This is a genomic window from Vibrio gigantis (assembly GCF_024347515.1).
In the GTDB taxonomy this organism is placed as follows: domain Bacteria; phylum Pseudomonadota; class Gammaproteobacteria; order Enterobacterales; family Vibrionaceae; genus Vibrio; species Vibrio gigantis.
The window spans coordinates 678354-690213 of the sequence record NZ_AP025492.1; the positions used below are offsets into that span (position 1 = coordinate 678354).

13 protein-coding genes and 1 pseudogene are annotated in these 11860 nt (G+C 44.2%); 12 read left to right on the top strand and 2 right to left on the bottom strand.

The window, feature by feature from the left end; translation table 11 throughout:
- Positions 1–58 precede the first annotated feature (58 nt).
- Complete coding sequence (locus tag OCV56_RS03040; protein ID WP_086716173.1) at positions 59–586, top strand: hypothetical protein; 528 nt, start codon at positions 59–61, stop codon at positions 584–586.
- 95 nt (positions 587–681) lie between these two features.
- Here the strand turns inward: OCV56_RS03040 and OCV56_RS03045 are convergent.
- A pseudogene (locus tag OCV56_RS03045) lies at positions 682–1881 on the bottom strand (IS3 family transposase).
- 143 nt (positions 1882–2024) lie between these two features.
- Positions 2025–2828: an inositol-1-monophosphatase gene (gene suhB, locus OCV56_RS03050; protein WP_017062836.1), complete on the bottom strand. Its 804-nt coding sequence runs from the start codon at positions 2826–2828 to the stop codon at positions 2025–2027.
- A gap of 181 nt (positions 2829–3009) precedes the next feature.
- Between suhB and trmJ the strand changes: the two genes are divergently transcribed.
- From trmJ to ndk, 11 genes are all read left to right on the top strand, one after another.
- A complete protein-coding gene (trmJ, locus tag OCV56_RS03055) occupies positions 3010–3738 on the top strand; it encodes a tRNA (cytosine(32)/uridine(32)-2'-O)-methyltransferase TrmJ (RefSeq protein ID WP_086715731.1) in 729 nt (242 codons plus the stop codon).
- 117 nt (positions 3739–3855) lie between these two features.
- Positions 3856–4377 (top strand): Fe-S cluster assembly transcriptional regulator IscR, encoded by a 522-nt coding sequence (iscR, locus tag OCV56_RS03060; protein ID WP_060983294.1) that lies wholly within the window; start codon positions 3856–3858, stop codon positions 4375–4377.
- A 27-nt stretch (positions 4378–4404) separates the two neighbouring features.
- Complete coding sequence (locus OCV56_RS03065) at positions 4405–5619, top strand: IscS subfamily cysteine desulfurase (protein ID WP_086715729.1); 1215 nt, start codon at positions 4405–4407, stop codon at positions 5617–5619.
- A 33-nt stretch (positions 5620–5652) separates the two neighbouring features.
- A complete protein-coding gene (gene iscU / locus OCV56_RS03070; RefSeq protein ID WP_004740340.1) occupies positions 5653–6030 on the top strand; it encodes a Fe-S cluster assembly scaffold IscU in 378 nt (125 codons plus the stop codon).
- Positions 6031–6127: 97 nt separating this feature from the next.
- Positions 6128–6451, top strand: coding sequence for an iron-sulfur cluster assembly protein IscA (gene iscA / locus OCV56_RS03075; protein WP_076650836.1), 324 nt, complete (start codon positions 6128–6130; stop codon positions 6449–6451).
- An 85-nt stretch (positions 6452–6536) separates the two neighbouring features.
- Entirely contained in the window at positions 6537–7052 is a 516-nt protein-coding gene (gene hscB / locus OCV56_RS03080; protein ID WP_086715727.1) for a co-chaperone HscB, read from the top strand.
- Positions 7053–7074: 22 nt separating this feature from the next.
- Complete coding sequence (gene hscA / locus OCV56_RS03085) at positions 7075–8925, top strand: Fe-S protein assembly chaperone HscA (RefSeq protein ID WP_086715725.1); 1851 nt, start codon at positions 7075–7077, stop codon at positions 8923–8925.
- A 20-nt stretch (positions 8926–8945) separates the two neighbouring features.
- A complete protein-coding gene (fdx, locus tag OCV56_RS03090; protein ID WP_017629863.1) occupies positions 8946–9284 on the top strand; it encodes an ISC system 2Fe-2S type ferredoxin in 339 nt (112 codons plus the stop codon).
- A gap of 117 nt (positions 9285–9401) precedes the next feature.
- Positions 9402–9602 (top strand): Fe-S cluster assembly protein IscX, encoded by a 201-nt coding sequence (iscX, locus tag OCV56_RS03095; protein WP_004740335.1) that lies wholly within the window; start codon positions 9402–9404, stop codon positions 9600–9602.
- 206 nt (positions 9603–9808) lie between these two features.
- The gene (gene pepB / locus OCV56_RS03100; RefSeq protein ID WP_061039920.1) at positions 9809–11104 is read left to right on the top strand and encodes an aminopeptidase PepB; all 1296 of its coding nucleotides are present in this window, start codon (positions 9809–9811) and stop codon (positions 11102–11104) included.
- A gap of 107 nt (positions 11105–11211) precedes the next feature.
- Complete coding sequence (gene ndk, locus OCV56_RS03105) at positions 11212–11646, top strand: nucleoside-diphosphate kinase (RefSeq protein ID WP_008222758.1); 435 nt, start codon at positions 11212–11214, stop codon at positions 11644–11646.
- The last annotated feature ends 214 nt before the right edge of the window (positions 11647–11860 follow it).

An 11860-nucleotide genomic window follows, 5' to 3' on the forward strand; every position in this document is an offset into this window, starting at 1 on the left:
GCCTTAACATTCAGGTTAATCATTAATCGATTTCAAATGAATGTTTAAGGTGGTCAAGATGAGCTTTCGAGCGACGGCGATAGGTGTACTAGCAACAATGTTGTTAGTGGGTTGTGATGGTGAATCAACCAGTGAGTATGGTTACGAGCCTAGAGGTGATGAACAACATATTACGTATGCTCTCTCTTACTACGATGCAATAGATTCTAATTGTTCTAATAGTTGTGGTGTTGTGGCTGGATATGGTAGTGGAAGTGGAAACATGTATAACCTGTCTGTTGCGGATACTGCTGCTAAAGAGGGGAATAACTCCGCTTACCTAGAGCACAAATATCATGATATCGAACTGCTACCTTATCTTGGAGCGAGTTCGAACAAAGACTACGGCAACTACGTCCGTCTTGATAGTGAGCAATTGAGTTACATATACCCAAGTCTCAATCAGAGCAAACCTGTATTGTGTATTAGTTTTACGACTCGAGATGGTTTTATTCGAATAACAGGTCTGTACCCGGGTTCATTTGAAATGAGCCATTGCAAATGGCAATCAGGAGCTCCTAACCTACTGGGCAGAGTGAGCTATTAGTTGAGGCAAGATAAGGAGATCTGAGAGTATTTGAATGAATACTTTATTGCTTTGGATGAATTGACCCGTCCTGATATGGGTTGACACTTGATTGACTAAAACGCTCGATGTACTTCATCGGGCGTTTTGTATTTTAGAGCTGTGTGAGGCCTATATTCATTATAGATTTTTACTGATTCAGCGACCATTTTCTTTGCTTCATCTAAATCATTAGGCTTATTCAACAGATACTCCATCTTCAGTATTCCGTTGATCCTCTCTGCCAACGCATTCTGATAACAGTCATAGCCATCAGTCATTGAGCAAGATACACCATACTGTCGATGCAACTCTTGGTATTCAACAGAGCAGTACTGAACACCTCGATCTGAGTGATGGACAAGCTCACCTGTATTCTTCCGCTCTTTCAACGCGTTTAAAAAGGCCTGCTTGACCGTGCGAGCTTTCATATCATCACTTATGTGATAGCCCACGATTTTTCTTGAGTAAGCGTCCGTCACTAAACTGAGATAAGTACTACCACGCCGCGTTGCTAGGTAAGTAATATCGGCAACCCATAATTGCTCTGGTCCTTCCGGTATTAAGCCTTCTTTGATTCGATTTGGATGGCAGTAAAAGCGATGATTACTGTTTGTGGTTCGATGCCCTTCGATTCTGTACTAATAATCGATTCATTCTCAGCAGAGAGAATAAGCGGTCTCGCCCGATTTCAATATCGTTCTGAGCAAGTAAATACTTGATCTTACGAGTTCCTATTCGAGGGTGCATCATCCTTTGCTCCTTCACAAAACCGAGTACGGATTCATCTTTCTTTGTCTGATGAATTTCTGCAACACAGCGCTTGTAGAAAGCTTGTCGTGTAATACCTATGAAGTGACAAGCTTTAGTGACGGTCAACTTTCTGACCGTTTTTTCCTTAATAACTCGGCCTTGCGCTTCTTTGAAATTCGGACTCCGAAATCTCGATCCATGACTTTTACAACCGCTTCGAAGAACTCCGCTTTGAGCTGAGTTTCTTCTAATTGCTGCTCGAGTTCTTTGATTCGTTGCTCTGGGGTTTGAGTTGAGGAAGAGTTTGACATAGTCGCTCCTAACGCTCTCGATTGTTCTATTCCTTTAGACCAATCTAGTTGACCATGTTTGCGAAGCCAAACTAAAACGGTAGAGCGACCTTGGATCCCATAACGTTCTTGAGCTTGCTTATAAGTCATTTCGCCTTTTTCGACTTGGCTTACGACTGCCAATTTAAAGGCAAGAGAATAATCTCGTTGAGTACGTCTACTTGTTGTTTTCATGACACTCTCCAATTTCATGTTGGAAATGTGTCAACCATATTTAGGACGGTACAAATCTATAAAAAAAGCCTCGCATTAGCGAGGCTTTAAAATTCTTTCTCTTAACTGTCGTTATCGACGTTAGAGCTTATCAAAGGCCTGAATTACTTCAGCATACCTTCGTTAGCGTTCTCACGAACGTGCTTAAGGATAGACTTAACACCACGTGCGCTTGATGCAACAACATTACCAGAAGTCATGTAATCAGTACCGCCAGCGAAGTCAGTCATGATAGCACCAGCTTCACGAGCGATTAGATCGCCAGCTGCTAGATCCCATGGCTTAAGGCCTAGTTCTAGGTAACCATCAACACGGCCAGCTGCTAGGTAACATAGGTCAAGAGCAGGAGAACCTGTACGACGGAAATCAGCACAGTCGATGAATAGACCAGAGATGATCTTCATGAAAGATTCAGAGTGTTGCTTTTGCTTGAATGGGAAACCAGTCGCTAGAACAGTACCTTGAAGGTCTTTTAGTTGAGTAACACGCATACGAGCGTTGTTAAGTTGAGCGCCAGCGCCACGTTGAGCTGTGAATAGCTCGTTTAGCATTGGGTCATAAACACAAGCAACTTCTGTACGACCGTTCATGCGAACAGCGATAGATACAGAGAAGTGAGGGAAACCTTTTACAAAGTTGTTGGTGCCATCTAGTGGGTCAACGATCCATTGTACGTCAGAGTCTTTACCTTCAGTCAGGCCTTTCTCTTCAGAAATAATGCTGTGCTCTGGGTAAGATGCTTTGATTGTCTCAATGATCATGTACTCAGCTTCTTGAGCAATGTTAGTAACGTAATCGTTGTTACCTTTTAGAGACGATTCGATCTTATCAGTTGTTTCTAGAGATTTAGCAATATGGTTGCCAGCTTTACGCGCAGCGCGTATCGCAATGTTTAGCATTGGATGCATATGGTTTTTCCCACAAGATGTTAAAGAACAATTTAAAGCGGCGGCGAGTATACCAAAGTTTTACCAAAAGGGAAGTGGTTATTTTTTGAACTCTTGGTTTCACATTACGAGAAGGGTCTGACCATTTTACTTTGCTATGTGTTAATATCTCGCGATTATTTTTAAAGTGGTGTCATATAGCATGTTAGACAATGTAAAAGTCGTTCTGGTTGGTACGTCTCATTCAGGGAATATCGGATCAGCAGCTCGCGCAATGAAAGTGATGGGTTTGAGTCAATTAGTTCTTGTAGACCCTCAATGTGAAGTTGACGAGCAGACCTTAGCACTGGCTGCAGGTGCAGGTGATATCGCAGAAAACGCGACCATAGTTTCTACACTAGATGAAGCAGTAAAAGACTGTGGTTTAGTGGTGGGCTCGAGTGCACGTTCACGCACGCTTGAATGGCCAATGCTTGAGCCTCGCGAGTGTGGCCAAAAATTCGCAATTGAAGGTCAGAAGCACCCTGTCGCATTAGTGTTCGGCCGTGAACGTACTGGTTTGACTAATGACGAACTTCAGAAGTGCCACTTCCATGTATGTATCCCAGCTAACCCTGAATACAGCTCGCTAAACCTAGCAATGGCAGTGCAGACTCTGAGCTATGAAGTACGTGTAGCCCACCTTGATATGGTTGCTAGCCAATACAAGCCACAGCAACAAGATGAATACCCTCGCCACGAAGAACTAGAAATGTTCTATGAGCACCTTGAAAAAGTGATCATTGATACCCAATTTATCTCTAAGGATAAGCCGGGTCAGGTGATGAATAAGCTACGTCGTCTGTTCAGTCGAGCTCGTCCTGAATTGCAAGAGATTAACACTCTACGCGGTATTTTAACTTCGATTGAGAAGAGTAAAAATAGTAAGTAAAAACCACTCTAACCGTAAGGATGAATACTTGACTAAAATAGTCAGGTAAAATACTTGACCAATTTAGTCGGGTATGGGAAGATTCCAACCACATAAACAATGTGGATACGGTGTGATATGAAACTTACATCTAAAGGAAGATATGCGGTAACAGCTATGCTAGATGTAGCACTGCATTCGCAAAAAAGCCCAGTTCCTCTGGCTGATATTTCAGAGCGACAGGGCATCTCGTTATCTTACTTAGAACAATTATTTTCTAAGTTACGTAAAGCTGGCTTAGTTGCTAGTGTTCGCGGCCCTGGCGGTGGTTATCGTTTAGGAGCTGAAGCGAGCGATATTGCTGTCGGGACTGTAATCGCTGCAGTCGACGAATCAGTCGATGCAACTAAGTGTCACGGTCGAGCAGATTGCCAAGGTGGCAGTCGCTGTTTAACTCACACCCTTTGGCGTGATTTAAGCTCCCGAATCAGCAGCTTCTTAAACGACATTACGCTCGGTGAGCTGATGAAAGATAACGAAGTTTTAGAGATTTCTGATCGTCAAGATATTGATCTTGCGGTTAATAATAGTTTTGCACAAAAAAATACGAGCACTACAACGATTAGTGCAGCACCTCACGGTGTTAATGCCCGCTCATAGCGGTCAGTTTTTACATTGGAGTAGAAAATGAAACTGCCTATTTACTTTGACTATTCAGCTACATGCCCAGTCGATCCACGAGTTGCTGAGAAAATGGTTCAGTGCATGACGATGGATGGTAACTTCGGTAACCCTGCATCTCGTTCGCACCGTTACGGCTGGCAGGCAGAAGAAGCAGTAGATAATGCTCGTGAGCAAATTGCTGATCTATTAAATGCAGACCCACGTGAAATTGTTTTCACTTCTGGTGCTACAGAGTCAGATAACCTTGCTATCAAAGGTGCCGCGCACTTTTACGAGAAGAAAGGTAAGCACGTAATCACGTGCAAAACAGAACATAAAGCGGTTCTTGATCCATGTCGTCAACTAGAGCGTGAAGGCTTTGAGGTAACTTACCTAGAGCCAGAAGCAAACGGCATTATCGATCTAGACAAGCTACAAGCTGCAATGCGTGAAGACACAGTGCTTGTTTCTATCATGCACGTAAACAACGAAATTGGTGTAATCCAAGATATCAATGCGATCGGCGAACTATGTCGTTCTCGCAAGATCATCTTCCACGTTGATGCGGCTCAGTCTGCGGGCAAAATCCCACTAGACGTAAAAGAGATTAAAGTTGATCTAATCTCACTTTCAGCCCACAAAATGTACGGTCCTAAAGGTATCGGTGCACTTTACGTTCGTCGTAAGCCACGTATCCGTCTAGAAGCGCAAATGCACGGCGGCGGTCATGAGCGTGGTTTCCGTTCTGGTACGCTTGCTACTCACCAAATCGTGGGTATGGGCGAAGCTTGTGCTATCGCTAAGCAAGACATGCAGAAAGATTTCGATCACGCATTAGCACTTCGTGAGCGCCTACTTAAAGGTGTTCAGGACCTAGAAGCAGTAACAGTAAACGGTGACTTAGACCAGCGTGTACCCCACAACCTAAACGTGAGCTTTGCTTTCGTTGAAGGTGAGTCTCTGCTTATGTCTCTAAAAGACCTGGCAGTATCATCAGGTTCTGCATGTACATCAGCAAGCCTAGAGCCATCATACGTTCTACGTGCTCTTGGTCTGAACGATGAACTGGCACACAGCTCAGTACGTTTCTCATTCGGCCGTTTCACAACGGAAGAAGAAATCGACTACGCGATTGCACAAATTCGTGTAGCGGTAAACAAATTACGCGACATGTCTCCTCTATGGGATATGTATAAAGAAGGGATTGATTTGAACACTGTTGAGTGGGCTCATCACTAATCTCACGGATATAGAGGATTCGAGGTAACTATCATGGCATATAGCGAAAAAGTAATTGATCACTACGAAAACCCACGTAACGTAGGTTCGTTTGATAAAGAAGACCCAAGTGTAGGTAGCGGCATGGTTGGCGCACCAGCTTGTGGTGACGTAATGAAACTGCAAATCAAGGTAACGCCAGAAGGCATTATCGAAGACGCAAAATTCAAAACTTACGGTTGTGGTAGCGCAATCGCTTCTAGTTCACTAGTCACTGAGTGGGTTAAAGGTAAAAGTATTGATGAAGCAGCTGCTATCAAAAACTCTGAAATAGCAGAAGAGCTAGAATTGCCACCAGTGAAGGTTCACTGTTCAATTCTTGCTGAAGACGCAATCAAAGCAGCAGTTGCGGATTACAAAAAGAAGCGTTAATCGTTTCATTAAGTAATCACAAAAAATAAGTAATATTTGGGAGCATCCTTTGTGCTCCCCCTGAGTTCTCAATTTATATAAAACACAAGGTTGTAGTATGGCCATCACCATGACAGAGACGGCAGCAAGCCGAGTTCAAGCTTTCCTAGATAACCGAGGTAAAGGTATCGGGTTGCGCTTAGCGGTAAAAACTACTGGCTGTTCGGGTATGGCGTATGTACTAGAATTCGTTGACGAGCTTAACGAAGAAGACGAAGTGTTCGAGCATTCAGGTGTTAAGGTCATCATTGATCCAAAGAGCCTAGTTTACCTAGACGGTACTGAGCTTGATTACGTAAAAGAAGGCCTAAATGAAGGTTTTGAATTCAACAACCCTAACGCAAAAGGCGAATGTGGTTGTGGTGAGAGCTTCAATGTTTAAACGCTTTAATTGTTAAGCGTTTTATAGTGAGCGAAGAATAAAATTAGGCTCTGATTGAAGAGCCTAAACTTAGGACCACCGTTACATGAATCATTTCGAATTATTTGGGCTACCACTTCAGTTTCAGCTGGATGGTAGCCTTCTTTCTTCTCAGTTTAGAGATCTGCAACGCCAATTCCACCCTGATAAATTTGCCACTGCTTCCGAGCGTGATCGCCTGTTAGCTGTGCAAAAAGCTGCACAAATTAATGATGCTTATCAGGTATTGAAGAATCCAATCAGCCGTGCTGAATACCTGTTAGTGCAACATGGTGAGGATATTCGTGGTGAGCAGCAGACCATGCAAGATCCGATGTTCCTAATGGAGCAAATGGAATTGCGTGAAGAGCTTGAAGACATCGCAGACAGTTCTGAACCTGAAGATGCTTTATTTGCATTTGAAGGTAAGGTTAGCAAAATGTATAAACAACAATTAAGCGCTATCCAACAAGAACTCGACAGCGAAGCTTGGTTAGAAGCAGCAGACCGAGTCAGAAAGCTTAAGTTTATTGCAAAATTAAAGAATGAAATCGAATTAGTTGAAGATCGTTTGATCGGCTAGTTCGTATAACAAGGACACATCCATGGCACTACTTCAGATTGCAGAACCAGGGCAAAGCGCCGCTCCTCACCAGCACAAGCTTGCTGTGGGTATTGATTTAGGTACAACAAACTCATTGGTTGCGTCGGTGCGCAGTGGTGAGGCAAGTACGCTAGCTGATCAACAAGGTCGCAGTATTCTTCCTTCCGTTGTTCACTATACGTCAGAGTCGTACACGACCGGTGACGAAGCTCGTGCAAATGCACAGACTGATCCTAAAAATACCATTATCTCAGTTAAGCGATTAATCGGTCGCTCACTGGTAGATATTCAACAGCGATACCCATCTCTGCCATATCAATTTGAAGAAAGTGATAATGGTTTGCCTGTGATTAGCACAGAGCAAGGCAACAAAAACCCAATTCAAGTATCAGCAGACATTCTGCGTGCGCTAGGTCAACGAGCTGAGTCAACACTCGGTGGCGAGCTATCTGGTGCTGTTATTACCGTTCCTGCGTACTTTGATGATGCACAGCGTGCAGGTACGAAAGATGCAGCGCAGCTGGCTGGTCTTCATGTATTACGTCTTCTTAATGAGCCAACCGCAGCGGCGATTGCTTACGGTTTGGATTCAGGTAAAGAAGGGGTAATCGCCGTTTATGACCTAGGTGGCGGTACATTTGATATCTCTATCCTGCGCCTGTCTAAAGGTGTCTTTGAAGTTCTAGCAACGGGCGGTGATTCTGCATTAGGCGGTGATGACTTTGATCATCTCGTTGCGGATCATTTCCAACAACAAATCGGCTTATCAGAGCTAACTGCAGAACAGAACCGTATTCTTCTCGATGCAGCAACAGAAGCTAAGATTGGCTTATCTGAAGCTGAAAGCGTTGATGTTGAAGCTATAGGTTGGTCTGGTTCATTAACTCGCGAAGAGTTTGAAGAGATCATTAAGCCGCTGGTTAAGAAAACACTGCTTTCATGTCGCCGTGCACTTAAAGATGCAGAAGTTGACGCTGATGAAGTACTTGAAGTGGTGATGGTGGGGGGGTCAACTCGTACATTGCTTGTGCGTGAAATGGTTGGTGACTTCTTTGGTCGCACGCCATTAACTAGCATCAACCCTGATGAAGTGGTTGCGATTGGTGCGTCAATTCAAGCGGATATTTTAGTGGGTAACAAGCCTGACTCTGAAATGCTGCTATTGGACGTTATTCCTCTATCGCTAGGTATCGAAACTATGGGTGGTCTAGTAGAAAAGATCATTCCTCGTAATACCACGATCCCTGTGGCTCGAGCACAAGAATTTACCACGTTCAAAGACGGTCAAACTGCAATGACAGTACATACCGTGCAAGGCGAACGTGAAATGGTCGACGATTGTCGTTCACTGGCTCGTTTTGCTCTGAAAGGCATCCCGCCGATGACTGCAGGTGCGGCTCATATTCGTGTTACTTACCAAGTAGATGCTGATGGCCTGCTATCGGTTACCGCGATGGAGAAGAGCACTGGCGTTCAAGCTGAAATTCAAGTTAAGCCTTCTTACGGTCTAAGCGACAACGAAGTAGCGAGCATGCTGAAAGACTCGATGACGTTTGCAAAAGAAGACATGCAAGCGCGTGCTCTTGCTGAACAACGCGTAGAAGCGGATCGCGTTATTGAAGGCCTAATTGCTGCAATGCAAGCCGATGGCGATGAGTTGCTGGACGAGCAAGGTAAACAACAACTGGTTCAAGCGATTGAAGCACTGATTGAAGCGCGTAATGGCGACAATGCCGATGCCATTGAACTAGAAATTAAGAATACCGACAAAGCGAGTCAAGACTTTGCTTCTCGTCGTATGGATAAATCAATTCGTGCTGCACTGTCAGGTCAGTCAGTCGATAATATTTAATAGTTAGAGAATAGATAAACATGCCAAAGATTATTGTTTTACCTCACGAAGATCTATGTCCAGAAGGCGCTGTTTTAGAAGCAAAAACTGGTGAGACGGTTCTTGATGTTGCACTGAAGGCCGGTATTGGTATTGAACACGCATGTGAAAAATCGTGTGCATGTACGACATGTCACGTTGTGATTCGTGAAGGTTTTGATTCTTTAGAAGAGAGTGATGATCTAGAAGATGACATGCTAGATAAAGCATGGGGCTTAGAGATGGAATCTCGCCTTGGTTGCCAAGCAAAAGTGGCTAATGAAGATCTTGTAGTAGAGATTCCAAAGTACACATTGAACCTAGCGTCTGAAGATCACTAAGAACTTCTCTATGGTCATGGTGGTTTCGCCATGACTGATATTACGGTTTAACAAAACTGGCCTAAAATATAGATCATAAAGGTGACCAAGCGTCGCTAATAAATATAAGGAAGTGTTATGAGCTTGAAGTGGATTGATTCGCGAGATATCGCAATTGAGCTATGTGATTTGTACCCTGATACTGATCCTAAAACGGTACGTTTTACCGATCTACACCAATGGGTATTAGACCTTGAAGAGTTCGATGACGAGCCTAACCACTCGAATGAGAAAATCTTAGAGGCTATTATTTTATGCTGGATGGATGAGATGGATTAATTCTCTTGTCTCATGACTTGGTCGCGGGTTGGTATTAGTCCAATATAAAACGCAGCCAAGTTAACAATTCTTACCAAAAAAAGCGGACCTTATGGTCCGTTTTTTTATCAAAATGACATTTTCCTCCTACATAATGCTAACATCAGTGCGCTAATAAAAAATAATCAGAATCACACATTCAAAGTGGTTCATGACAAGGAGAAATCATGTCTACACAGATGTCAGTATTTTTAAGTCAAGAAGCTGCCCAGCCTCAGTGGGGAGCAAGAGCTATTTTATCGTTCTCAGAAGCGGGAGCGACAATTCACATTGGTGAAGGCCACGATCTAGGCGCGGTTCAACGTGCTGGTCGTACGCTTGACGGACAAGGTATCGCATTCGTTTCACTTCGTGGTGAAGGTTGGGATCTAGAAAGCGTTTGGGCTTTCTACCAAGGCTACCGTGGACCAAAGAAAAAGAATGCATTGGAATGGGATGCACTTTCAGAAGCTGATCAAACGGAGCTTGAAGCTCGTATTCGTGCGACTGACTGGACGCGTGACATTATCAATAAAACCGCTGAAGAAGTGGCGCCTCGTCAACTTGCGACAATGGCAGCTGAATACATCAAGTCAGTAGCGCCAGCTGGCACAGTTAAAGCGAAAATCGTTAAAGACAAAGATCTACTAACCGAAGGTTGGGAAGGCATCTACGCGGTCGGCCGTGGCTCTGAGCGTACATCAGCAATGCTGCAACTGGACTTCAACCCAACAGGTGACGAAAACGCCCCCGTGTTTGCTTGCCTAGTGGGTAAAGGTATTACTTTTGACTCAGGCGGTTACAGCATTAAACCGGGTCAATTCATGACAGCGATGAAGGCTGACATGGGCGGCGCAGCAACGATTACTGGTGGCTTAGGTCTAGCGATTGAACGCGGCCTGAACAAGCGTATTAAGCTTATCCTATGTTGTGCAGAGAACATGATCTCTGGTCGCGCATTGAAGCTTGGCGACATCATTACTTACAAAAATGGTAAGACAGTTGAGATCATGAACACCGATGCGGAAGGGCGCTTGGTGCTTGCTGATGGTCTGATGTACGCAAGTGCTCAAAACCCTGAGTTGATTATCGACTGTGCAACGCTAACAGGCGCAGCTAAAAATGCATTAGGTAATGATTACCACGCACTACTAAGCTTCGACGATGAGTTGTCTCACCAAGCGCTGACGGCGGCCAACCAAGAGAAAGAAGGCCTATGGCCACTCCCTCTTGCTGATTTCCACCGTGGCATGCTGCCTTCAAACTTTGCTGACCTTTCAAACATCAGCACGGGCGATTACACTCCGGGTGCAAGTACAGCGGCTGCGTTCCTTTCTTACTTTGTAGATGACTACAAAAAAGGTTGGATTCACATGGATTGCGCGGGCACTTACCGTAAATCAGCAAGCGATAAATGGGCTGCAGGCGCAACCGGTATGGGCGTCCGTACTCTAGCTCGTCTTCTTGTTGACCAAGCAAAATAATAATAAGAGTGAGCGGTATTTCGGTGCCGCTCATTCCTAAAGCTCAGATCGAAAGGTCTCAGTAATTTCAGTATTTAATAACAAAAAAATGAAGTGAAGGAATCCCTATGGCTCTAGAAAGAACGTTCTCAATTGTTAAGCCAGATGCAGTTAAGCGTAACCTTGTTGGTGAAATCTACCACCGTATCGAAAAAGCAGGCCTAGAAATTATTGCTGCTAAAATGGTTCGTCTTACTGAAGAGCAAGCGAGTGGCTTCTACGCAGAACATGAAGGTAAAGAATTTTTTGGTCCGTTAAAAGAGTTCATGACTTCCGGTCCTATCATGGTTCAAGTACTTGAAGGCGAAAATGCAATCGCTCGTTACCGTGAACTAATGGGCAAAACAAACCCAGAAGAAGCGGCATGCGGCACTATCCGTGCTGACTACGCAATCAGCATGCGTTACAACTCAGTACACGGCAGTGACAGTCCTGAGTCTGCAGCTCGTGAAATCGAGTTCTTCTTCCCAGAATCTGAAATTTGCCCACGCCCAGCTCAATAAGCGATACAGCAAATGATTCTAAAGGCTTCACTTCGGTGAAGCCTTTTTGTTTCTGATGGATTGTGGAAAAGAGGTGTAGTGTAAAGATGTCAGGGGTATTCACGTCATTCCCGATAGCGACGAAGGAGCGTAATCGGGAATCTTTTCTTTAAATTGGGCAATATAAGGCCGAGAAATACAATTGTTCAAATTTTAATCGCTTAAGTTTGAATGT